19 protein-coding genes are annotated in these 23015 nt (G+C 60.4%); 14 read left to right on the forward strand and 5 right to left on the reverse strand.

Annotation, left to right across the window (positions count from 1 at the left end; genetic code table 11):
* Nucleotides 1-84: 84 nt before the first annotated feature.
* Nucleotides 85-2946, forward strand: a complete 2862-nt coding sequence (locus tag GDN47_RS29395) for a M16 family metallopeptidase (protein WP_152094810.1) — start codon at nt 85-87, stop codon at nt 2944-2946.
* A 101-nt stretch (nt 2947-3047) separates the two neighbouring features.
* Nucleotides 3048-3554 (forward strand): DUF2867 domain-containing protein, encoded by a 507-nt coding sequence (locus tag GDN47_RS29400; RefSeq protein ID WP_173002600.1) that lies wholly within the window; start codon nt 3048-3050, stop codon nt 3552-3554.
* Here GDN47_RS29400 and GDN47_RS29405 read toward each other — a convergent pair.
* Nucleotides 3538-4629 (reverse strand): TraB/GumN family protein, encoded by a 1092-nt coding sequence (locus GDN47_RS29405; RefSeq protein ID WP_145636110.1) that lies wholly within the window; start codon nt 4627-4629, stop codon nt 3538-3540. The genes GDN47_RS29400 and GDN47_RS29405 overlap by 17 nt on opposite strands.
* Before the next feature lie 148 nt (nt 4630-4777).
* The gene (locus tag GDN47_RS29410; RefSeq protein WP_113354440.1) at nt 4778-5713 is read right to left on the reverse strand and encodes a tyrosine recombinase XerC; all 936 of its coding nucleotides are present in this window, start codon (nt 5711-5713) and stop codon (nt 4778-4780) included.
* 247 nt (nt 5714-5960) lie between these two features.
* Between GDN47_RS29410 and GDN47_RS29415 the strand changes: the two genes are divergently transcribed.
* The 3 genes from GDN47_RS29415 to GDN47_RS29425 are packed head-to-tail and all read left to right on the forward strand — an operon-like array spanning nt 5961 to nt 10348.
* Nucleotides 5961-6905 (forward strand): GNAT family N-acetyltransferase, encoded by a 945-nt coding sequence (locus tag GDN47_RS29415; RefSeq protein WP_145636112.1) that lies wholly within the window; start codon nt 5961-5963, stop codon nt 6903-6905.
* Nucleotides 6906-6930: 25 nt separating this feature from the next.
* Nucleotides 6931-8067 (forward strand): AAA family ATPase, encoded by a 1137-nt coding sequence (locus tag GDN47_RS29420; protein WP_145636113.1) that lies wholly within the window; start codon nt 6931-6933, stop codon nt 8065-8067.
* Nucleotides 8068-8116: 49 nt separating this feature from the next.
* Complete coding sequence (locus tag GDN47_RS29425) at nt 8117-10348, forward strand: primosomal protein N' (protein ID WP_152094811.1); 2232 nt, start codon at nt 8117-8119, stop codon at nt 10346-10348.
* Nucleotides 10349-10350: 2 nt separating this feature from the next.
* Here GDN47_RS29425 and GDN47_RS29430 read toward each other — a convergent pair whose 3' ends face one another.
* Nucleotides 10351-11406: a nucleotidyltransferase family protein gene (locus tag GDN47_RS29430; RefSeq protein ID WP_145636117.1), complete on the reverse strand. Its 1056-nt coding sequence runs from the start codon at nt 11404-11406 to the stop codon at nt 10351-10353.
* Nucleotides 11407-11663: 257 nt separating this feature from the next.
* On the opposite strand from GDN47_RS29430, the gene GDN47_RS29435 reads away from it, so the two are divergent.
* The 6 genes from GDN47_RS29435 (at nt 11664) to GDN47_RS29460 (ending at nt 17258) form a co-directional block, all read left to right on the forward strand.
* Nucleotides 11664-12047: an AGROH133_08824 family phage infection protein gene (locus tag GDN47_RS29435; RefSeq protein WP_145636119.1), complete on the forward strand. Its 384-nt coding sequence runs from the start codon at nt 11664-11666 to the stop codon at nt 12045-12047.
* A 261-nt stretch (nt 12048-12308) separates the two neighbouring features.
* On the forward strand, nt 12309-12875 hold the full coding sequence (locus GDN47_RS29440; protein ID WP_145636121.1) for a F0F1 ATP synthase subunit delta: 567 nt from the start codon (nt 12309-12311) through the stop codon (nt 12873-12875).
* On the forward strand, nt 12875-14404 hold the full coding sequence (gene atpA / locus GDN47_RS29445) for a F0F1 ATP synthase subunit alpha (RefSeq protein ID WP_113333649.1): 1530 nt from the start codon (nt 12875-12877) through the stop codon (nt 14402-14404). Before GDN47_RS29440 ends, atpA begins: the two co-directional genes overlap by 1 nt.
* Before the next feature lie 29 nt (nt 14405-14433).
* Nucleotides 14434-15318, forward strand: a complete 885-nt coding sequence (locus GDN47_RS29450) for a F0F1 ATP synthase subunit gamma (protein ID WP_015341388.1) — start codon at nt 14434-14436, stop codon at nt 15316-15318.
* Nucleotides 15319-15342: 24 nt separating this feature from the next.
* A complete protein-coding gene (gene atpD / locus GDN47_RS29455; protein WP_069613407.1) occupies nt 15343-16773 on the forward strand; it encodes a F0F1 ATP synthase subunit beta in 1431 nt (476 codons plus the stop codon).
* Between the two features lie 77 nt (nt 16774-16850).
* On the forward strand, nt 16851-17258 hold the full coding sequence (locus GDN47_RS29460) for a F0F1 ATP synthase subunit epsilon (protein WP_095436050.1): 408 nt from the start codon (nt 16851-16853) through the stop codon (nt 17256-17258).
* Between the two features lie 88 nt (nt 17259-17346).
* Here the strand turns inward: GDN47_RS29460 and GDN47_RS29465 are convergent, their stop codons facing one another.
* Nucleotides 17347-17757 carry a type II secretion system protein GspG gene (locus GDN47_RS29465; RefSeq protein WP_210248399.1) on the reverse strand — a complete coding sequence of 137 codons (411 nt, stop codon included), beginning with the start codon at nt 17755-17757 and terminating at the stop codon, nt 17347-17349.
* Nucleotides 17758-18134: 377 nt separating this feature from the next.
* Complete coding sequence (locus GDN47_RS29470; RefSeq protein WP_145636123.1) at nt 18135-19037, reverse strand: LysR substrate-binding domain-containing protein; 903 nt, start codon at nt 19035-19037, stop codon at nt 18135-18137.
* A 116-nt stretch (nt 19038-19153) separates the two neighbouring features.
* On the opposite strand from GDN47_RS29470, the gene GDN47_RS29475 reads away from it, so the two are divergent.
* The 3 genes from GDN47_RS29475 to GDN47_RS29485 are packed head-to-tail and all read left to right on the forward strand — an operon-like array spanning nt 19154 to nt 22943.
* Nucleotides 19154-20299: an iron-containing alcohol dehydrogenase gene (locus GDN47_RS29475; protein WP_145636126.1), complete on the forward strand. Its 1146-nt coding sequence runs from the start codon at nt 19154-19156 to the stop codon at nt 20297-20299.
* Between the two features lies 1 nt (nt 20300).
* Complete coding sequence (locus GDN47_RS29480) at nt 20301-21800, forward strand: aldehyde dehydrogenase (RefSeq protein WP_145636128.1); 1500 nt, start codon at nt 20301-20303, stop codon at nt 21798-21800.
* A 21-nt stretch (nt 21801-21821) separates the two neighbouring features.
* Entirely contained in the window at nt 21822-22943 is a 1122-nt protein-coding gene (locus GDN47_RS29485) for a mandelate racemase/muconate lactonizing enzyme family protein (RefSeq protein WP_113354302.1), read from the forward strand.
* Nucleotides 22944-23015 lie beyond the last annotated feature (72 nt).

Raw genomic sequence — 23015 nt, forward strand, 5'->3', positions numbered from 1 at the left:
CGGGATTGCAATGCTTGCCTGATGATGCGATGTACGGGCTCCCGTGCATCGCATCATCCAAACGTTCTCACCAACAAAGCAAGCATGTCACGTCAAAACCCAGCCGGCCGCCTATCCCTGAAACTTTTCGTTGCGACAGCGCTCGCACTCCTCGTTACCGTTGCGGCTCCCGCCTATGCGGAAACGCCTGTCGCCAGCTGGCCTCAGGCGGCAAGCGATCTGCCGGCGGAGCAGGGGATTCGCTTTGGGACTTTGCCGAACGGCATGCGCTATGCCGTCATGCACAATGCGACACCCGCCGGCCAGGTGGCGATCCGCTTCCGCATCGGTGCCGGCTCGTTGCAGGAGCGCGACGACCAGCAGGGTCTGGCGCACTTCCTCGAGCATATGGCCTTCAAGGGCTCGACCCATGTGCCGGAAGGCGAAATGGTGCGCACCCTTCAGCGTCTCGGTCTTGCCTTCGGCGCGGATACCAATGCGTCGACGAGCTATGGCGAAACTGTTTATGCGCTGGATCTGCCGGAAGCCAATCCGGAGACGGTTTCGACCGGCCTGATGCTGATGCGCGAGACGGCGAGCGAACTGACGCTCGATGCCGGCGCCTTCGACCGCGAGCGCGGCGTCATCCTTTCGGAAGAGAAGCTGCGCGACACGCCGCAATACCGTGGCGGGACCGGTTTGCTTGCGCAGCTGCTGCCAGGGCAGCGTGTGCCGCAGCGTCCGCCCATCGGCAAGACCGATATTATCAGCAACGCTCCGGTCGATCTGCTGCGGGATTTCTACCGCAGCTATTATCGCCCCGATCGCGCCACCCTAATTGTCGTCGGCGATATCGATGCGGCCGCCATCGAAGCCGATATCCGTAACCGCTTCGGCAATTGGGTCCCCGCCGCACCTGCACCCGCAGACCCTGATCTCGGCACTCTCCAAAGCCATGGAGAGCGCGTCGGGACGGTCATCGTGCCGGGTGGCGCGACCCGCGTGCAGCTTGCCTGGACACGGGCCTACGACGCATCGCCGGATACGGCTGCCAAGCGCCGCTCGCAGCTGGTGGAGGATATCGGCCTCGCCGTTCTCAACCGGCGCCTGTCAGTTTTGGCACAGCAGCCCAATCCGCCCTTCGTCAGCGCGCAGGCCGGTGCGCAGGATCTGCTGAAATCGGCCCATGTGGCGATGGTTTCCGCCGATAGCGATCCCGCGAAGTGGCAGGCTGCCCTGGCCGCTATCGATCAGGAGCAGCGCCGCATTGCGCAGTTCGGTGCCAACCAGAGCGAGATCGACAGGGAAATCGCCGAATATCGCTCCACCCTCCAGGCAGTCGCGAGCGGTGCCGCGACGCGCACGAGCCCGGATATTGCCGGTTCGCTCAACTGGAGCGTCGGTGAAAACATGGTTTTCACCTCGCCTGCGGACGATCTGGCGCTGTTTGATGCCGCGATGAAAGACCTGCGGGCGGAAGAGGTCAACCAGGTTCTTCAGCGCGTCTTTACCGGCAATGGTCCGCAGCTGGTGCTGCAAATCCCGCAAATGCTCGAGGGCGGCGATGCCGCTGTGGAGAAAGCCTATGCCGAATCTCGCGCCGTGGCGGTAAAGGCGCCGGAACAGACGGCTTCGGTCGCATGGCCCTACACCGATTTCGGCAAGCCCGGCGATATCGTCGAACGCCGTACGGTCGATGATCTCGGCGTTACGATGGTGCGTTTCGCCAATGGCGTCCGCCTGACCGTTAAGCCGACGAAATATCGCGCTGACGAGGTTTTGGTGCGGGCTGAGGTCGGCCGTGGCCGGTTGGACCTGCCGAACGACCGCCCGCTGCCGATTTGGGCGGCGCCGGCTCTGCCGCTATCCGGCCTGAAAGCCATTGGCTATGACGACATGCAGAAGGCTTTTGCCGCGAAGGTCGTGAGCATTGATTTCGCCATTCAGGATGCCGCTTTCAAATTCGAAGGTACGACGCAGCCGCGCGATCTGCAAACGCAATTGCAGCTGCTGACGGCTTACGTCTCCGATGCGGCCTATCGTCCGGATGTTTTCAAGCGAGTCCAGCAAGCCTATCTGAACATGCTTCCCCAGCTTCAGGCGACGCCAGGCAGCGTGGTCGGCCGCGACCTTTCGGGCCTCCTGCATTCTGGCGATCCGCGCTGGGCATTTCCGGACCGGACGCAGTTGATGGATGCGAAGCCGGAAGATTTCGAGGGCCTCCTGCAGCCCGCTCTTTCGAAGGGGCCGATCGAGGTCATCATCGCCGGCGATGTCGAGGCCGACGACGTCATTCGCTTGACCGCGCAGACCTTCGGCGCCTTGCCGGTTCGCGGCGACGAAGGGAAACAGAGCGACGGTTCCGGCGTGCATTTTCCGGCACCGACGACCGATCCGGTCGTGCGCCTTCACGATGGGCGCAGCGACAGCGCCGGTGCAGCCGTCGCCATGCCGATCGGCGATTTCCTTTCGGATCTGCCGCGTGCTGCCGCTGCCAATGTCGCCGGGGCGATCCTGCAGAACCGCCTAATCGACCAGTTCCGTATCGCCGAGGGCGCCACCTACAGCCCTCAGGGCGAGGTCGATCTGTCGAGGTCGATCCCCGGCTATGGTTTTGCCTATCTCTATGTCGAAACCACACCCGCCAAGGTGGATCACTTCTTTGAGCTGGTGAATAAGATCGCCGCCGATCTCGGTCAGGGAGATGTTTCGCCCGATGAGCTGACGCGGGCCAAGGTTCCGATCATCGAAGCGGTGAAGCGCTCGCAACAGACCAACGGCTATTGGGTTCAGAATCTTCGCGATGCTCAGAGAGATCCTCGGCGTCTCGACCGTATTCGCAAGAGTATCAGCGGCTACGAAGCCGTGACCGCCGAGGATGTCCGCGCCATCGCAACAACCTATCTGAAGCCTGATGCCTCCTGGCGGCTGAAGATATTGCCGGCGGATGGATCGGCCGTGCGTTAGGCCATTATCTGCCGGCCAAATTGCCGCAGCCGGCTTTTGTTGGTCGGGTAGCATTGCAATGTGTGGTAGTCTGCAGCCGTCGAATAAAGGCGGATGAAATCATGTCTGCAAGGCCTTTGATGGTGAAGCCCCTAATGCCGCATCCAGCGCTGCCGGATGCCGATTGGGCTGACTGCTACGAACTGAGTATCCCGAACTCGGATCTGACGGCCATTGCCGCCGCCCGAGCGATGCTCAGCCGCTTTCCGCTTTGGGCGCGGCTGCTGATACGAGTGCGCGATGCGATAACCAGTTTGTTCGGCTTGAAATCCAGCAGCGACCTTCGGGCACAGGAGCTGGAAAAGATCGGCTTCTTTCCCGTCGTCAGCAAGTCCGACAATCAGGTCGTGCTCGGGTTCGACGATCGGCATCTCGATTTTCGGGTCGTTATCGACGTGCGTGATGACGACCAGGGGTGTCGGCTAGTCGATGCCACGACGCTCGTCCGGCGGAACATATTGCTGGGTCGGATCTATCTCGCCATCATCACGCCATTCCACCGGCTGATCGTCGCGACGATGCTTGCCGATCTTGGCAAGCGGTTGCGAGCGGTCAGTTTACCGCCGTGACAGTAAAGCCCTGCTTGCGTAGCAGCGACACGAGACCCTGATCGCCGACGAGGTGAAGCGCACCAACGGCGATGAAGGCATTGCCTTTGTCGAGAACCGGCGCGGCGCGCTCGGCCATGACCTTGTTGCGGTCGAGGATGATGCGCTGTTCGAAGGCGGCGGTATCGGCATCGGTGATCTTCTGGTCCGGTTCGATCACTTTCAGCATCGGGATCATCGCGCCGATATTGCCGGCGAGATAGAGGCCTGTCATCGTTTCATTGACGTCGTTGATCTTGTCGCCCAGTTCGAGCGTCTGCATCAGCGATTTCAGATGAAGCGCGATCGGCAGATCGCTCATGGCTTTGGCCTGCTCTGCCAGCGTTTCGAGGCCAACGACCTTCTTGCCCTCGGCCGCGGCATCGCCCGCCAGCTTCTGGTCGAGGAATTTCGCACCGGCCGTCTTGCGGCGAACCTCGCAGCCCGTCATCTCGAAGGAGCTCGAGATCAGCCAGGGCTGCATGCGGGAAACCGCGGCGAGCGCAATGCCGCGCGCTTTCAGGCCCGCTTCCAGCCGGGCACTGTCTTCGGGCGACAGATGCTGGCTGATGGTCGAGCCGTCGGTGAGCATGGTGAGTGAAGGATTGGCGAAGAGGGCAGCGGCGGCCTTCTTGTCGTCGAGAATTTCATCCGATTCGACAACGATTGTATCGGCTGATGCAACGGCGTCTGCAGCGCCCCTCGGCATGGTGAGCACGCGCGAATCCGAAACATGCATGGAGCCCAGCAGCCAGGACGGCTTCAGGCCGGGCTTTTCGATCTTCCAGAAGATGCCCTTGCCGTTTTCCACCTTGTCGCCGGCGGCGATGATGGAGGCGTATTTCGCCGGATCGTTCTTTTGAAGTTCGGCCATCAGATCCTTGCCGCCGCAGCTGTCCGACACAGCGCCTTCTGCATGAGCCGGCTGCAGCGTCAGTATAGTCGCGACCAACAGCACCGCAAGCATCAGCGGAAAGGCGGTTGCAAGCCAGAGAAGCATATCGCCAAGCGTCGGCTTCATCGACCGCATCGTCTTGGACCCGAGGGTAGAAATCATCAGAATCTTCCATTCGCAGAGAGCATGACCGCTAATGCCGGAAAGCGGCTTTCGGAGGGCATGCCGGGACATGGTTCTGCTTTACGCGAGGGAGGCGGAAATTCCCTTAACGCGAGAGGTTAATCTTTTCTTATGCGCGTGGACGGCCTTACGCGCGGGGATGGGCGCGGTCGTAGACCTCGAGCAGGCGCGAGGAGTCGACACCGGTATAGACCTGCGTCGTCGAGAGGCTGGCGTGGCCGAGCAGTTCCTGGATGGTTCTGAGATCGCCGCCGCCAGCCAGGAGGTGAGTGGCAAAGGAATGGCGAAGCGCGTGCGGTGTTGCCGTGTCCGGCAGCCCGAAGGCGCCGCGCAGTTTCTGCATGCCGTGCTGGATGATGCCCGGCTGCAGCTTGCCGCCACGCGCGCCACGAAAGAGGGCGCCATCAGTTTCGAGATGATAAGGGCAGAGCTTGCGATATTGATCGATCGCTTCGATAACAATCGGAAGCAACGGCACCAGTCGCGTCTTGTTGCCCTTGCCGGTGATGCGCAGCGATGTCGCTCCTGATGGAAAGTCCTGCGGTTTCAGATCCAGCGCTTCGGAAATGCGCAGACCGCAGCCATAGAGCAGGGTCAGCACGGCGGCATCGCGCGCAGCGATCCATGGTTCTTCGTGCAGCTGCGCCTCGTCACTGACGACGGTGATCGCCTGCTTGTCGGAAAGGGGCTTCGGCAGCGATTTCGGCTGTTTCGGCGAGCGGACCGCAGCGGCACCCGCGGCATTCACAAGGCCCTTCTTCTCAAGATAGCGCAACAGCGAGCGAAGCCCGGCAAGATTGCGGCCGAGCGAACGTGCGCCCGCGCCGTCCTTGCGGCGGGCGGCAAGGAATGCACGAAAGTCGGCGGGACGGAGCGCATGAATATCCTCGATCGTTGCCGGACCGCCGAGATGGCCGGTGAGGAAGGTCAAGAATTGCCGCGTATCTCGTTCATAGGCATTCAGCGTGTGGGCGGCGAGCCGCCGCTCCTGACCAAGCGCATCTAGCCAGCGGTTGCGTTCCGCCATCAACCTGGAGTCGGCGATGATCAATAATTCGTTCAGTGGAAAACCCCTTGAAATTCGGATTCCTTCTGCCACTTTGAAGGAAGGAAGGTTATGGAATCGCTAATTTTCCCGCTGCTTCCGGCGCGTTTTCCCTTCGTGCTGCGGGGAGTAGCTGGACTTCAATGAAACTGCATATGGGTCGATTCCGGATCTCGGATGGTTCGCCTTCCATATGCGAGGCGCTTGTCATGCTTCGATCATATTCGATTGCGATAGAATATCTCCCAACCATTCAGGACACTTCATGGCGCGCCGCGGCTCGATAACTGCACTGGGACAACTTGCAGAAGCGATCGCTTTGGTGTCTCAGGGCCAGCCCGGACATATTGTCGATACTCTCATCGCCGAGCGCGGGCAAAAGATCGTGCGTAATCCGCTCTGGCCGCTCATGCGCCCATTTCTCTACACGCTGCTGCGCTACAACAAGGCAATCGAGTTCGCCGACGATGTCGCCAAGCTCTCCGGCTTTCAATGCTTCGAATATATGAGCGATCTGCTGCGGCTCGATATCGGCGTCACCCATCCCGATCGTATCCCGGCTAAGGGCGGCTTCATTCTCGTCAGCAATCATCCCACAGGCATTGCAGATGGCGTTGCTGTCTTCGATCTTCTGAAGTCGCGCCGGCCCGATATGATGATCTTTGCCAACCGCGATGCGGTACGCGTCAACCCGCGCTTTGCCGAGATGATCATCCCTGTGGAGTGGCGCGAGGAATATAAGAGCAAGCCAAAGACGCGCGAGACGCTGCAGCTGACCAACCGCGCCGTGGCGGAGGGCAAGGTGACCGTGCTCTTCCCGTCCGGCCGCATCGCCTACTGGGCGAACGGCAGGCTGAACGAACGCCCGTGGAAGACCTCGGCCGTGGGCTTGGCACGTAAATACAATCTGCCGATCCTGCCGGTGCATCTGACGGCGCGCAATTCCGGCCTGTTCTACTGGTTCGCCAAATGGTCGACCGAGCTGCGCGACATGACCGTGTTCCACGAGCTGCTCAACAAGCGCGGCGACCGGTTCGATTTCCTCGTCGGCAATCTCATTCCCGTCGAACATCTGGACGGCGACGTCAACGAGGTGACGAAGGCGCTGGAGAGGCACACCGTCTTCGATCTTGCGGCGGATGGAAACGCAACCTTCTCGCCGCTCGTCCCTCCGAACCAGGACGAGCCTCTGGTTTCGCATTCTCTTTAATATCGGAATCGGCTAAACCCTCCGCATGCAGCTTCGCTCCATGTTTGCCCGCAATTATCGCTCCCTGCGCTCGATCCGCATGGATCTTTCCGATGTCAATCTGTTCATCGGTGAGAACGGTGTCGGCAAGTCCAATCTCTATCGCTCCCTGCAGCTGGTGCAGGCTGCTGTTCGTGGGCGGCTGGCGCACGAGATATCGAGCGAAGGCGGCATGTTCTCGGCCATGTGGTCGGGCAAGCGGCGTTCGCATGAGTCCGCCCGTATCCGCTTCGATGTCGAACTGCTCGACATAGAGCGGGCGGCGACCTTTCGCTACTGGATCGAAGCGGGCATGCGGCCGCCCGTGGCATCCGCCGGATTTCCATTGGAGCCGCAGGTCAAGGCCGAGGAACTTTCCGTCGAGACGGGGCGGCGGCCGGTGACGATGATGAAGCGCGAGGGGCCAGGCATTTCCGTGCGCGGCGAGAGCGGCCGCATGCAGGCGCATCCGGAGAACGCCCTGACCTCCGAAACCGCGGTCGCATTACTCGGTGATGCCGGTCATTTTCCGGAGGTCGGCACGTTCCGGCGCGCCGTCGACGCCTGGCGATTCTACCACGGCTTCCGCACCGATCGCGGCTCGCCGCTGCGTGCGCCTTGCCTTGCCGTGACGTCTCCCATGCTGGACGAGGATGGCGCCAATATCGCCGCCGTTTTCGCAACCCTCGTCCATACGCGCGAAGACACCGTGGAGCTGGACCGGGTTCTAGCCGCAGCGCTCGGAGGGGCGCGGCTTGTTGTGCCCGAACCGCAGGAAATGGCGGATTTCGGCCTGATGCTGCCCGAGTTTCCCAACCGCATCTTCCAGCCGCGCGAACTTTCCGATGGCCAGATCCGCTTCCTCGGTCTTGCAGCAGCCCTGATGTCCTATCGCCTACCGCCGCTGATCGCGCTCAACGAGCCGGAGGCGAGCCTGCACCCCGACATGCTGGTGCCGCTTGCCGACATGATCGCCGCGGCCGCAAAGACGAGCCAGATCTGGATCGTCACTCATTCAGAACGTCTGGCCGAGGTCGTTCGCGAGCGCTGTGGAGCGAAGCCGCGCCAGGTGATCCGTGAGGACGGCTCCACCTGGATCGACGGCATGCGGCTGACTGGCGAGATCGATGATGAAGATGAGTAGCGGCAATCCGGGTTTTCTTTTGCGTCCGTCCGGGGCATGGTCTGGCGCAATGAGCAAAGATTCTTCCGATCTGTTCGGTGCGCTTTTCGAGGCGGCGCCTGCAAAGCCTGTGATGAGCCGTACTGTGCCCGTTCTCGTGCCGATGCCGGCGCCGCGGGCCTATTCCTATGCGGTGCCCGAGGGCATGGCGGTCGAGCCTGGTTCTGTCGTGCAGGTGCCTCTCGGGCCGCGGCAGGTGATCGGCGTGGTCTGGGATGGCGAGGATGATGGTGGTGTCGATCCGAAGAAGCTTCGGCCTATCAGCCATGTGTTCGATTGCCCGCCGCTCGGCAAGCATATGCGCGATTTCATCGATTGGGTTGCCGCTTATACGCTGTCGCCGCCGGGGTTGGTGGCGCGCATGGCGCTGAGAGCGCCGGCCGCCTTCGATCCCGAACCGATGGTCGAGGGACTGCGATTCATCGGCGGGCAGCCGGAACGGATGACGCCGGCGCGCGCCAAGGTAATGGAGATTGCCGCCGACGGGCTTTCGTGGACGCGGCTCGGCTTGGCGCATGCGGCCGGTGTCTCCACCAGTGTCGTCGACGGGTTGATTTCGCAGGGCATTTTCGAGACCATCTTCCTGCCGCCGCCGCCCGTCGTCGCCAAGCCCGATCCGGAATTCACCGCGTCACGGTTGCAAGGGCCGCAGAAGGATGCGGCCGATGAGATCCTGGCCGATGTACGCAAGGGTGAGTTCGCGGTTTCCCTGATCGATGGCGTTACCGGTTCCGGCAAGACGGAGGTCTATTTCGAGGCCATCGCCGAAACGCTGAGACGTGGCAAGCAGGTGCTGATCCTGCTGCCGGAAATCGCGTTGACGGCAAGTTTTCTGGAGCGCTTTCAGGATCGCTTCGGCGCCAAGCCGGCTGAATGGCATTCCGATCTTGCGCCGAAGATGCGAGAAAAGGTCTGGCGCCAAGCCGTTACCGGCGAAGTCAGGGTCGTGGCCGGGGCGCGTTCAGCGCTGTTCCTGCCTTTCGAGGATCTAGGGCTCATCATCGTCGATGAAGAACATGACCCGGCCTACAAGCAGGAGGATCGCGTCTATTATAATGCGCGAGATATGGCCGTAGTGCGCGCCCGCATCGGTGATTTCCCGGTCGTGCTGGTATCGGCGACGCCTTCGGTCGAGAGCCAGGTCAATGGCCAGAGCGGGCGCTACACGACGATCCACCTGCCGACGCGCTTTGGCGATGCGGCTCTTCCCGACCTGCATCTGATCGACATGCGCCGGCATGCGCCGGAACGCGGCGGCTTCCTTTCGCCCGTGATGATCCGCGCGATCGGCAAGACGGTTGCCAAGGGCGAGCAGGCGCTCCTGTTCCTCAACAGGCGCGGCTATGCGCCGCTGACGCTCTGCCGCGTCTGCGGCCATCGCTTCCAGTGCCCGCAATGTTCGAGCTGGCTGGTGGAGCATCGCTTCCGCAATCAGATCCAGTGCCATCAATGCGGCTATGCCGAGCGCACGCCGGAGGCCTGCCCCGAATGCGGCACGCTCGACCACCTCGTTGCCTGCGGCCCGGGCGTCGAGCGCATTGCCGAAGAGGTGGAGCGGCATTTCCCCGAGGCGCGGACGATCGTGCTCTCTTCCGACATCATGGGCGGCGTCAAGCGGCTGCGGCTGGAGCTCGACGCCATCGCCAAGGGCGAGGCCGATATCGTCATCGGCACGCAGCTCGTCGCCAAGGGGCACAATTTTCCGCTGATGACGCTGGTCGGCATCGTCGATGCCGATCTCGGCCTGGCGAATGGCGATCCGCGCGCTGCCGAGCGGACGTTCCAGCTCCTGTCGCAGGTGACGGGACGCGCCGGGCGAACCGGTCTCAAGAGCCATGGTCTGCTGCAGACCTACCAGCCGCAGCATCCCGTCATGCAGGCGATCGTATCCGGCGATGCCACCGCCTTTTACGAGCGCGAAATTTCGGAGCGGGAGAGGGCCATCTTGCCACCCTTCGGCCGGCTTGCCTCGATCATCGTTTCGGCCGACAGTAGGCAGGATGCCGAGACCCATGCGCGCGGCATGCGCAATGCGGCGCCGCAGGTTTCGGGCATTTCGGTGTTGGGTCCTGCCGAAGCGCCGATCGCGCTGGTACGTGGCCGCCATCGCTTCCGGCTGCTGGTGCATGGCAGGCGCAATTCCGACATGCAGGGCTTTCTGCGTGCGATGCTGGCGCAATCACCGAAAGAGCGCGGCTCCGTGCAAGTGCAGCTCGATATCGATCCGCAAAGCTTCTTATGAAGTTACCAATTCGGTTCGATTTTATCGTCTGGCGACTTCGACGCTGTGTGTTCCAACTCATGGGACAGCTTTCGCAGGCCCTTCGGGATAGCGCCGAGTACGGGGTCGTCAAATCGAAGGTGCGGCAGATAACGGCCTATCATGTTTGCGACCGCATGAGCCTGCGCTTCATCGCGGAGTTTCTTCAAGGGGTCGCGATCTTCCCGGCGTGAAAGCCAAAGCTTGTGCAAGGCAAAACTTCTAGGATCGGGGCAGGTATATTGGACGGGGTAGCCGCGTTCATCAAGGACAATAGCTGCCACCTTAGGGCTATTAACTAACCATTGCAGGCCCTCTATCTCGACGGCGGCCAGATCATCCTCATTCTGACCAATACTGGCGGGCCTTGAATTGCTGATGGGATGCGATGGCATGGGGCCGATCAAGTCGACAAGATATCCATCCTTATTTGCGGCGCGGAAACTCCGCTTACCAAGTGAATGAAACGATTTGTCGGCAGTGCGTAGGATACCCATCAACCCTTCCGCGCCGATATTCCTTCGCAAAAGATTGAGGTTTGTTCGCGCGTCGAAAAGCAGATCGATGTCGCCGGTTGCGAGAAGGCCACTGTCGATCCTGATGCCGCCAAGTCTCTCATAGAGAAAAAGCGCATTCGTGCCGACAATATCCAGAGCGCTACCGATAAGATCGGCCCTATTGAGCGCCCGCAGAATACGCGCGGTTGTTAATGGCATTCTGCCAAGTCGCATAGCCCGATTGATGGCCGCCATTTCGTCGAGCTTGGTCGATAATGTGGCCAGGCGCTGTCGACGTTCGTTTCTGCCCTCATGAAATTGGTGGTAAGTTTGCTCAGTGTCGAAAGAGCGCGGGCCAAGTGATTTCCATGCAGTCTTTGCCTTGCGATAAAGGTAGTCGCGTCCGGAAACCGTTTTCCATGCCATGGCGCCTGCAAATCGATGAGACAGCTCGGCATTTACGGCGAGCCAGGTTTCGAATACCTGCTCCGTATCGATGGTCTGCCTTATTTGATCGCTCTTTAATTCACTGAAATGAAACAATTTATCCCTTTCAGAAAATTTTTCCCTTGAAAAGGGATAAGCTCATTTCCAGCAAAGAAATTGACAACGATGCCGGATTATCCCTTTTCAGCCAAAAATAATCTAAAATAGGGATAATGTAAATATTTTCATATAATTGCGATATTTATACATGTTCATCCCGCGCATTTCGTACCGTATTCCCTCTCACCGCGCTTCATGTCATATGTCGATTTCTCCTTGTGATTGATTTGATTTGACTGACTTGAGGAAAACCGATGGAGCTTTATTTTCCGACAGAATTCGGCGAGCGGCTTGCCTATTGTTCGGCTGCCGTCACGGCACTGATCGGCCTTTTCCTGATGTTCGCACCAGGCTACACCTACCGCTTCCTCAAGCTGCAGGTGAAGGAGGGCCGGTCGGAGGCCTATGCGGAAGCGCGCTCGGCCGGTGGCTTCATGGTCGGTTTCGGGCTGGTGGCGATCCTCCTGGCGCAGCCGATGATCTATCTCGCGCTCGGCGCCTCCTTCGGTGTCGCGGCGTTCGGTCGCATCCTGTCGCTCATGTCCGATCGGGGCAGTGTATTTTTGAGTCTTCTCCTTCTGGTTGTGCAGGCGATTCTTGCGGCGCTACCTTTTCTCTATGGTCTTGGCTATATTTGAGCCGAAAACGCTCCGGCGCGGCCATTTTTGCCTGTGCTATCCCCATGCTTTTTAAATTTTGCCATCATAAATTCGCCCGAATGGCGTATTCGTCGAATACGCGTGTTGCGAGTCTCAATATCCTATGTTAGACGAACCCCGAATTTCGGATGAGGCAGGAGCGCGCTCCTGCTGATTTCTGGGGGAAATCAAAACGAATTCAAGGGCATATCGCTTCCGTCACCCGGAAGTTTGGTTCTTGGGTTGAAATCAGGGAATTTTGTGCCCGTGGCAGACACATCCCAGCATGTTTCTGGCGTTGCAGAACGATATGCCTCGTCGCTGTTCGAATTGGCTCTTGAAGAGGGTGCCGTGCCGGCAGTGGCAGCCGATCTCGATCGGTTCCAAGCCATGCTCGATGAAAGCGACGATCTGAAGCGCTTCGTCCTCAGCCCGGTCTTTTCGGCTGAAGAGCAGGTCGGCGCGATCGAAGTGCTGGCGAAGAAGGCCGGCTTTAGCGCCTATGTCACCAATTTTCTGAAGCTTGTGGCCAGCAACCGGCGCCTTTTTGCGCTGCCGGGCATGATCAAGGCTTTCCGCATCATCGCCGCCCAGCATCGCGGCGAGATTTCCGCCGAGGTCACCTCGGCCCATGCGCTCACTCCTGCGCAGGAAGATGAATTGAAGGCGGCGCTGAAGGGCGTCACCGGCAAGGACGTGACGATTGCCGTCACCGTCGATCCGTCGATCCTTGGTGGCCTGATCGTCAAGGTCGGTTCGCGTCAGATCGATACGTCCCTTCGCACCAAACTCTCCACCCTTAAGCTTGCATTGAAAGAGGTCGGCTGATGGATATCCGCGCCGCGGAAATTTCCGCAATTCTGAAAGATCAGATCAAAAACTTCGGCAAGGAAGCTGAAGTCTCCGAAGTCGGCCAGGTTCTCTCCGTCGGTGACGGTATCGCCCGCGTCTACGGTCTGGACAATGTTCAGGCCGGCGAAATGGTCGAATTCCCCGGCGGCATCCGCGGCATGGCGCTGAACCTCGAAGCCGACAACGTCGGTGTCGTTATCTTCGGCTCCGACCGTGACATCAAGGAAGGCGACACCGTCAAGCGCACCGGCGCGATCGTTGACGTTCCGGTCGGTCCGGAACTTCTCGGCCGCGTTGTCGACGCGCTCGGCAATCCGATCGACGGCAAAGGCCCGATCAACGCGACCCGGCGTTCGCGCGTCGACGTCAAGGCTCCGGGTATCATTCCGCGCAAGTCGGTTCATGAGCCGATGTCGACCGGTCTCAAGGCCATCGACGCTCTGATCCCGGTTGGCCGCGGCCAGCGCGAGCTTGTCATCGGCGACCGCCAGACCGGCAAGACTGCGATCATCCTCGATACGATCCTGAACCAGAAGTCCATCCAGGATAACGGTCCGGACAGCGAAAAACTCTTCTGCGTCTACGTCGCCGTCGGCCAGAAGCGCTCCACCGTCGCCCAGTTCGTCAAGGTGCTCGAAGAGCGCGGCGCCCTGAAGTACTCGATCATCGTTGCGGCGACCGCTTCCGATCCGGCTCCGATGCAGTTCCTGGCTCCGTTTGCCGGCTGCGCCATGGGTGAATACTTCCGTGACAATGCCCAGCATGCCCTGATCGGCTATGACGACCTCTCCAAGCAGGCCGTTGCTTACCGTCAGATGTCGCTGCTGCTGCGCCGCCCGCCGGGCCGCGAAGCTTATCCGGGCGACGTTTTCTATCTGCACTCGCGCCTCCTCGAGCGCGCTGCAAAGATGAACGACGAGAAGGGCGCTGGTTCGCTCACCGCTCTCCCGGTCATCGAAACGCAGGGTAACGACGTTTCGGCCTTCATTCCGACCAACGTGATCTCGATCACCGACGGCCAGATCTTCCTCGAAACCGACCTGTTCTATCAGGGTATCCGTCCTGCCGTTAACGTCGGTCTTTCGGTTTCGCGCGTCGGCTCGTCGGCTCAAATCAAGGCGATGAAGCAGGTTGCAGGCTCGATCAAGGGTGAACTCGCCCAGTATCGCGAAATGGCCGCCTTCGCCCAGTTCGGTTCCGACCTCGATGCCGCAACGCAGCGCCTGCTGAACCGCGGTGCTCGCCTGACTGAACTCCTGAAGCAGCCGCAGTTCTCGCCGCTGAAGACGGAAGAGCAGGTCGCGGTGATCTTCGCCGGCGTCAACGGCTACCTCGACAAGCTGCCTGTTGCTCAGGTCGGCAAGTTCGAACAGGGCCTGCTGTCGTACCTCCGCTCGGAAGGCAAGGACATCCTCGATACCATCCGTAACGAAAAGGCCATCAGCGACGCGACGAAGGGTAAGCTCACTGCTGCTCTCGACAGCTTCGCCAAGTCTTTCGCGTAATCGGGCCCAAGCTCTAGGACGGACCAAGGATGCCTTCACTCAAGGATCTGAAAAACCGGATCGCCTCCGTCAAGGCGACGCAGAAGATCACCAAGGCGATGAAAATGGTCGCCGCGGCGAAGCTTCGGCGTGCGCAGGAGGCGGCCGAGGCCGCTCGGCCTTATTCGCAGCGCATGGCCGCTGTTCTGGCCAACATCTCGGCTGCCGTCAGCGATGCTGACGGCGCGCCGCTGCTGATGACCGGAACCGGCAAGAGCGATGTGCATCTGCTCGTCGTCTGCACGGCCGAGCGCGGTCTGTGCGGCGGTTTCAATTCGCAGATTTCGCGTTTTGCCCGTGACCATGCCCGCAAGCTTCTGGCGGAAGGCAAGACGGTAAAGATCTTCACCGTCGGCAAGAAGGGTTATGACGTCCTTCGCCGCGAATACGCATCGCTGATCGTCGAGCGCAAGGAATTGCGCGACGTCAAGCGCATCGGTTTCGACAATGCCGACGCCATCGGCAAGCGCATCATCGAGATGTTCGAAGCCGGCGAATTCGATGTCTGCACGCTGTTCTATTCCGAATTCAAGTCGGTGATCAGCCAGATCCCGACGGCACAGCAGCTCATTCCGGCTTCGGCTCCCGCCGTCGTCGAAGAAGATGCAGCCCACAAGGGCGCCGTCTACGAATACGAGCCGGATGCGGCTTCGATCCTCGCGGACCTGATCCCGCGTAACATCTCCGTCCAGATCTTCCGCGCGTTGCTCGAAAACGTCGCCGGCGAGATGGGCGCCAAGATGAGCGCGATGGACAATGCGACGCGCAACGCTGGTGAGATGATCAACAAGCTGACGCTGAACTACAACCGTCAGCGCCAGGCACAGATCACCAAGGAATTGATTGAAATCATTTCGGGCGCGGAAGCGCTCTGAGGTTAGGGAAAAGAGGGTAAGAATATGGCTGACGCAGCTACCCCCGCAGGTTCTGTCGGTAAGGTTACTCAGGTTATCGGCGCCGTTGTGGACGTTGCTTTCGACGGCGAGCTCCCGGCGATCCTGAACGCGCTTGAAACCGACAATAACGGCAATCGTCTGGTTCTCGAAGTCGCACAGCACCTCGGCGAAAATTCCGTCCGCACCATTGCCATGGACTCGACCGAAGGTCTGGTTCGCGGTCAGCCGGTCAAGGACACGGGCGCACCGATTTCGGTTCCGGTCGGACACGAGACGCTGGGCCGTATCATGAACGTCATCGGCGAGCCGGTCGACGAAGCAGGTCCGCTGAACACCTCCAAGAAGCGCGCCATCCACCAGGAAGCTCCGTCCTACGTCGAGCAGTCCACGGAAGCGCAGATCCTCGTCACCGGCATCAAGGTCGTCGACTTGCTCGCTCCTTATGCGAAGGGCGGCAAGATCGGCCTGTTCGGCGGCGCCGGCGTTGGCAAGACCGTTCTCATCATGGAACTGATCAACAACGTCGCCAAGGCGCACGGTGGTTACTCGGTGTTTGCAGGCGTGGGTGAGCGTACCCGCGAAGGCAACGACCTTTACCATGAAATGATCGAATCGGGCGTCAACAAGCACGGTGGCGGCGAAGGCTCCAAGGCCGCGCTCGTTTACGGCCAGATGAACGAACCGCCGGGCGCCCGCGCTCGCGTCGCTCTGACCGGTCTGACTGTTGCTGAAAACTTCCGCGATGAAGGCCAGGACGTTCTGTTCTTCGTCGACAACATCTTCCGCTTCACGCAGGCTGGTTCGGAAGTGTCGGCTCTGCTCGGCCGTATTCCTTCGGCCGTGGGCTATCAGCCGACGCTCGCAACCGACATGGGCCAGATGCAGGAACGCATCACCACCACGACGACGGGCTCGATCACCTCGGTTCAGGCCATTTACGTTCCGGCCGACGACTTGACCGACCCGGCACCGGCAACCTCGTTCGCCCACCTGGACGCAACGACCGTTCTGTCACGCTCGATCGCTGAAAAGGGCATCTATCCGGCCGTTGACCCGCTCGACTCCACCTCGCGCATGCTCGACCCGATGGTCGTCGGCGAAGAGCACTACGAAGTTGCCCGTAAGGTTCAGTCGACGCTGCAGCGCTACAAGGCCCTGCAGGACATCATCGCCATCCTTGGCATGGACGAACTGTCGGAAGACGACAAGCTGGCCGTTGCCCGCGCCCGCAAGATCGAGCGCTTCCTGTCGCAGCCGTTCTTCGTCGCCGAAGTCTTCACCGGTTCGCCAGGCAAGCTCGTCGCTCTTGAAGACACGATCAAGGGCTTCAAGGGCCTCGTCAACGGTGAATACGACCACCTGCCGGAAGCTGCCTTCTACATGGTTGGCTCGATCGACGAAGCGATCGAAAAGGCCAAGAAGCTGGCCGCCTAATCAGGCCAATCCATCGGCGCGCGGCCTTGTCCGCGCGCCCTTGCCTTGCGAATAAGACAATCGAGAAGTGACGGGCCATGGCTGACAATTTCAATTTCGAACTGGTTTCTCCGGAGCGCTTGCTGCTGTCGGAACAGGTCATCGATGTCGTCATCCCCGCCAGCGAAGGCGAGATGACCGTCATGGCGAACCATGCGCCGACCATGACCACGATCAAGCCGGGTGTCGTCAAGGTGCATTCGGCTTCGGGCAAGAAGCAGGACTACGTGGTTTTCGGCGGCTTCGCCGACATCCTACCGACCGGCTGCACGCTGCTCGCCGAATCCGCTGTTCCGGTCGAAGACATGAGCCGCGACGAGCTGGACCGCCGCATCAATGCCGCCAAGGCCGAGCTTGAAGATGCCGAGCATCACGAGCACAAGTCGCGCCTGGAGCACTTCATCATGGAACTCTCGCATCTGCGCGGCTCGATCCCGCAGGATTGATGAGATCCGAATAGTGATGAGTGAGATGAAGGCGGTCCTATGGGCCGCTTTTTGTTTTTCGCCGACTCGCTGAGCTGTCACACAATCATCACGGCGACTGAGTTTCATTGATCAGCAATCCCAAGTTGCCCGACGGATTGGTAATATCAGGCACGATATCATCGGTCGTGAACGGGATGCCATCGGGACCGACGCTGCGAAGGTAATAGTGATCGACACCTACGCGCTTATAATAGAAAAAGTTCTGACTTGGTGATGCGCTGAATTGGAACGGGTCGTTCATAAAAATTACATTGTTCTTTCCCGCTGTTTTTTGCAGTTCGTCCAAGGAAGCTGGATAGGTTCCATGCTGTAATCGGTACAATTCTACGGCCGGAACTAAGGTGTTGAGCGTCTGCGATGCGAGCCGCGTTTTTAAGTCATCAGCGATGCCGCCGCGTTCGACGAATCCCTTATAATAGAGACTGCCATAAGGATGATGGTAACGAGGATTCCGCACGTACCAAGTATCGCTAAAAGTCGCCCCCCTTTCTTCCTACTCAGCAATCCCCAAAGAATCGCTGTAATCCCGAAAGGAATACCAAGGAGGGGAAAGAACGAAAATCCAGCAATGACATAAGGAGCCGGGCCAAGCCGTGGCTGATTGTCTGTCATGAAATGTCCTCGCGCCAGAGCGACAATAACGAAACCGCACCTCTTGCGAATCCAATGGGGGATAAAGGCTCGCTTGTTGTGTCGGAAGTAAAGCCCAATGCGAATTGTATGGGCGCGAATTAGATTGCTTGCAATATACCTAAGAAGCGAATGAATGGTTTTTCGACATGGATGCCAGCATGGATGCGATGTTGCAGCTTCAAAGCGTTGGCAGTTATTGATCTACCGATTCTCGCCTAGCAGATATCGGTGCAGCTGCGCCGCCTCGGGAGACAACGAACGGAAGCGCGGTGCGCCGAGATAATACCCAAAGCCGCTCTCGACACGGTCGTTGCCGACGGTGACGAGGGTGCCTGCTTGTAGATATTCCTCTATGAGACCGAGGCTGCCGAGCGCGATACCTTCGCCCCTAAGTGCTGCTTCCACCGCCATGATGTAGGTCGAGAAGGACAGGCGCGGTCGCGGCAGCTTGCCCTTCAAGGGGTCACCGACGCGGCCGAACCATTGACGGAAACTGATCCAATGGGCATTGGCGCGTTCGTAGTCGATGAGATCGAGCCCGGCAATGTCGACCGCCGTCAGTGCCTGCGGGTCGAGACCGCGGGCCGCCAGGTAATCCGGCGAGGCGACGGGCACCAGCACTTCCTTCAAGAGCGGCGTCAGGCTCCAGCGCGGGTGCTCGCCGGTGGAATAGATAATGATGAGATCGTTGTTCTCCGAGGCGAGTTCGGAGTGCACATCCGTCGTCAGCAGGCGGACTGAGATGCCGGGGCTCTCCTTGCCGAAATCCCGCAGCCGCTGCCCGAGCCAGAGATGGGAGATCGAGCCGCTCGCCGCAATCGAGATGATTTCGCCTGTTCCTGTGCGAAAGGGCTCCAGGCTTTCTTCCAGATATTCCAGCGTGGCGCGGACGCGCTGGAATAGCCGCTCGCCGTCCGGTGTCAGCGCCAGATTTCGGCCGCGCCGAGTAAAGAGCGTCGCGCCGAGATGATCTTCCAGCCCCTTGATGCGGCGGCTGACGGCGGCCTGGGTGATGTTCAACTCGCGGCCGGCGCGGGAGAAGTTCATGGCGCGCGCGGCCGCATCGAACACGCGGAAGGCCTCAAGCGGGATTTTTTCTAGCATCGGCTCTCCATAACTTCAGATCATCAATATTCCCGATAATTGCCCGGATTTGAAGATCTGAAATTGTGATGCAGGATTATGACATCAAATCAGCCGCTTCTCCAAGGTGATCCTGCGTGTCCTTTTCCATTTCCGCCATCCCAGACATTCATTTCGGCGAGGGTGCGCTCTCTGGCCTTCCCGCTGCGGTCAAATCCTTCGATTGCGTCAGCACCGTTCTCCTGGTGATCGATGCCTTCTTGGCGCAGTCGGGCCTTGCTGCCAAGGTCAGCGCCGAGCTTGCCGAAGCGGGCGTGAAGACGCAGGTCTTTTCAGATTTTGCTGGCGAGCCGAAGCTTGCGCATCTGCATGGGGCGATCGCTGCAGGCCAGGGCGCTGACATGGTGATCGGCATCGGCGGCGGCTCGGCGCTCGATATCGGCAAGATCGTTGCCTGCTGCATCGCCTCCGGCGAAGATCCCATGCACTACGCGCTGGCCGCCAATCCGCTGCCGAAAAATCCGCTGAAGAAGATCATGATCCCGACCACTGCGGGGACAGGTTCGGAGACATCGGCGACGAATATCTTTGCCGGGCCTGAGGGCAAGAAGCTCTGGATCTGGGGTCCGGAGACGAAGGCCGATCTCGTCATCCTCGATCCCACGCTGACGAAGACCCTGCCCGCCAGCCTGACGGCATGGTGCGGCCTCGATGCCTTCATCCATGCTTTTGAAGCAGCCACGAACCGCAACACGCATCTCGGCGCGCAATTCTACGCGCATCAGGCGCTGCGGCTGCTGGCCGGTGCGCTGGAGACGACCGTCAAGCAGCCCGACGATATGGCAGCTCGCGGTGACGTGCTGCTTGGCTCCTGCTTTGGCGGCATTGCGATCGACAATTGCGGCACGGCGATCGCGCACAATATCAGCCATGCGCTGGCAGGCCTCGGTCCCGTCCATCATGGGCTTGCGACGGCGCTCGGCTTCGAAGTGACGCTGCCATGGCTCGTCGAAGCCGATACCGCAGATCTGAACGCCGCAGCCAAGGCTTGCGGCCTCGAGAGCGCCGCCGATCTGCCCGCTTTCGTCTCGGACTGGATGGATCGCTGCGGCATCGTGCGCGCGCTGCCGGCTGCGTTCAAACCGTTCGACGAAACCGATCTCGCCCGCGAGATGCGCGCGACCGAAAACCAGCCCATGCGGCGCTCGACGATCCGTGATGTGACGGATGCCGATATCGACCGGTTTGCCGCCGCCGTCATGGCGCTGCCGAAAGGAATTTGAGATGACCAAGAATTACACGCGCGACTATTGGGAGAGCGTTCTGTCCGGCCTCAAGCCAGAAGGTCGTCATTTCATCAACGGCGCCCATCGAGCCGCCGCTTCGGGCGAAACCTTCATTCGCATCCGGCCGATGGACGGCAAGCCCGGCGCTGAGCTTGCGCGCGGCAATGCCGCCGATATCGACGCCGCTGTCGCCTCCGCCCGCGCCGCCTTCGAAAGCGGTATCTGGCGCAAGAAGGAGCCGCTGGAGAAGAAGAAGATCATGCTGAAATGGGCGGAGCTCATTCGCGCCCATGGCGATGAACTCGCCATGCTCGAGACGATCGATGTCGGCAAGCCGGTCATGGCGTCGCTTGGTGTCGATGTGCGGCTCTGCGCCGACGGCATCCAGTTCTACGGCGAAATGATCGACAAGATGTATGACGAGATTGCGCCGACCGGCCCGAATGCGCGGGCTTTGGTGCGCAAGGTGCCGCTCGGCGTCGTCGGGGCGATCACGCCCTGGAACTATCCGATGATCATCGATGCCTGGAAGCTGGGACCGGCTATCGCTGCCGGCAATTCCGTCGTGCTAAAGCCGGCCGAACAATCCTCGCTTTCGGCGATCCGTCTTGCCGAGCTTGGGATCGAAGCCGGCCTGCCGGCTGGCGTCTTCAACGTCGTCACGGGTTATGGCGAAGAGACCGGCAAGCCACTGGCGCTGCACATGGATGTCGACATGATCGCCTTTACCGGCTCCACTGAAGTCGGCAAGCTGATTATGGGCTATGCGGCGCAATCGAACGTCAAACGCGTGGCGCTGGAGCTTGGCGGCAAGTCACCGCTGGTCGTCTTCGAAGATGCCGATCTCGATGCGGCTGCCGTCGCCGCTGCCTGGGGCTGCTTCTATAATTCCGGCGAGACCTGCCATGCCTCGACCCGTCTGATCGTGCAGCGCTCGGTGCAGGACAAGTTGATCGCGAAGATCGAGGCTGTCACCCGCTCGGACATCTCGCTCAAGCATCCGCTCGATCCTTCGGCACAGATTGGTGCGCTGATCGAGGAAGAGCATATGAACAAGGTGCTGGCGATGATCGCGGCCGGCGAGAAGGAGGGGGCGCGGCGTGCCTTCGGCGCCGAGCGTGTCCTGAGCGAGACCGGCGGTTATTATGTCTCGCCGGGCGTCTTCGTCGACATGACCAACGACATGAGCCTCGCGCGGCAGGAAATCTTCGGCCCCGTGCTCGCCGCCATCCCCTTCGATACAGAGGAGGAGGCACTGAAGATCGCCAATGACACGATCTATGGGCTTGCCGGCGCCGTCTTCACCAAGGACATGGATCGTGCCCACCGCTTTTCCGAAGAGATCCATGCGGGTACGGTGTGGATCAACACCTATGACATGTCGAATTTCGCGACGCCGTTCGGCGGCTTCAAGCAGTCCGGTTTCGGCCGGGACCGTTCGGTGCATGCGATCGACAAATATTGCGATTACAAGACGATCTGGCAGCAGTTCGGTTGAGGTTCGCGGGGAGGCATGACCATGAGCAAGATCGTTTCCATCGAGATCACCCATCACCGCCTGCCGCTCGATCCGGCGTTCAAGGCGAGCTGGGATGGCCGTCCGCGCCGGCATTTCGATGCGACCATTGTGCGCGTCAGGGATGATGAGGGTCGCGAAGGCATCGGCTCCGGCGACCTGATGAAGGGTTTCGAGGGGCATGAGGATCTGTTCATCGGGCAGGATCCCCGGCATGTCGAACGGCATTATGAAGTCCTGTCGCACATCAATTTCCATTATGGCCGCTGCTGGCCAATGGATCTGGCGCTATGGGACCTCTCCGGCAAGATCACCGGCGAGCCTGTCTGGCGGATGCTCGGTGGCCGCGCCAGCCGCGTGCGGCTCTATGCCTCCTCCGGCGTGTTGCGCGAGCCATCTGCCATGGCCGATCAGGCCGAGCGTTATATCGACGAGGGCTTCCCGGCCATGAAGGTGCGCTTCTCCTCGTCCTCGGGCGGTCGCGGCGGCTGGCGCGAGGACGTCAAGGCGCTGGAAGCGACCCGCGCCCGCGTCGGCGACCGGCTGGAGCTGATGGTCGACTGCAATCAGGGTTGGCGCATGCCCTGGGATACAACCTTGCCATGGACCTTCAAGGATGCGCTTGCTGTTGCGAAAGAGCTGGAGCGGCTCGGCGTCTACTGGATGGAAGAGCCGCTTCACCGCTCCGACCGCAAGGGTATGAAAGAGTTGAAACAGGCAACGTCGGTCAGGATCGTCGGCGGCGAAATGACGCGCGAGCTCTACGAGTTTCGCGATATTATCGAGGAGCGTGCCTTCGATGTCATTCAGCCCGATGTCGCGCTTGTCGGCGGTATTACCGGTTGCCGGCGTTTGGCTTATCAGGCGCGCGAGGCGGGCGTGCAATTCACGCCGCATTCCTGGACGAACGGCATCGGGGTTCTCGCCAATGCGCATCTGACCGCCGGCGTTGCCGATGCAGCCTGGCTCGAATATCCCTACGATAATCCGGAATGGAGCGAAGCTCGTCGCGACTATCCGATGGCGTCGCCGCTCAAGCACGAGGCCGGCTGGCTGGATCTCGGCGTCGCACCAGGCCTCGGCATCGTTCTCGATGAGGAGCGGCTGAAGGCGACGCGCATCTGAAGGCGCCTACGGAATTAGGCGGCAAGGCCTGGCTTGTGAGGTGCATGGGCTCCGCGCCCCCCTTCTCCCCTC

The sequence above is a fragment of the Martinezella dioscoreae genome (assembly GCF_009176305.1).
In the GTDB taxonomy this organism is placed as follows: Bacteria; Pseudomonadota; Alphaproteobacteria; order Rhizobiales; family Rhizobiaceae; genus Rhizobium; species Rhizobium dioscoreae.

Coding starts and splice junctions, on each gene's coding strand:
- GDN47_RS29400 (WP_173002600.1), top strand. CDS start 3,048: ATGTCTGCAAGGCCTTTGATGGTGAAGCCCCTAATGCCGCATCCAGCG.
- GDN47_RS29460 (WP_095436050.1), top strand. CDS start 16,851: ATGGCTGACAATTTCAATTTCGAACTGGTTTCTCCGGAGCGCTTGCTG.
- GDN47_RS29395 (WP_152094810.1), top strand. CDS start 85: ATGTCACGTCAAAACCCAGCCGGCCGCCTATCCCTGAAACTTTTCGTT.
- GDN47_RS29470 (WP_145636123.1), bottom strand. CDS start 19,037: ATGCTAGAAAAAATCCCGCTTGAGGCCTTCCGCGTGTTCGATGCGGCC.
- GDN47_RS29405 (WP_145636110.1), bottom strand. CDS start 4,629: ATGATTTCTACCCTCGGGTCCAAGACGATGCGGTCGATGAAGCCGACG.
- GDN47_RS29420 (WP_145636113.1), top strand. CDS start 6,931: ATGCAGCTTCGCTCCATGTTTGCCCGCAATTATCGCTCCCTGCGCTCG.
- GDN47_RS29485 (WP_113354302.1), top strand. CDS start 21,822: ATGAGCAAGATCGTTTCCATCGAGATCACCCATCACCGCCTGCCGCTC.
- atpD (WP_069613407.1), top strand. CDS start 15,343: ATGGCTGACGCAGCTACCCCCGCAGGTTCTGTCGGTAAGGTTACTCAG.
- GDN47_RS29480 (WP_145636128.1), top strand. CDS start 20,301: ATGACCAAGAATTACACGCGCGACTATTGGGAGAGCGTTCTGTCCGGC.
- atpA (WP_113333649.1), top strand. CDS start 12,875: ATGGATATCCGCGCCGCGGAAATTTCCGCAATTCTGAAAGATCAGATC.
- GDN47_RS29425 (WP_152094811.1), top strand. CDS start 8,117: ATGAGCAAAGATTCTTCCGATCTGTTCGGTGCGCTTTTCGAGGCGGCG.
- GDN47_RS29450 (WP_015341388.1), top strand. CDS start 14,434: ATGCCTTCACTCAAGGATCTGAAAAACCGGATCGCCTCCGTCAAGGCG.
- GDN47_RS29435 (WP_145636119.1), top strand. CDS start 11,664: ATGGAGCTTTATTTTCCGACAGAATTCGGCGAGCGGCTTGCCTATTGT.
- GDN47_RS29415 (WP_145636112.1), top strand. CDS start 5,961: ATGGCGCGCCGCGGCTCGATAACTGCACTGGGACAACTTGCAGAAGCG.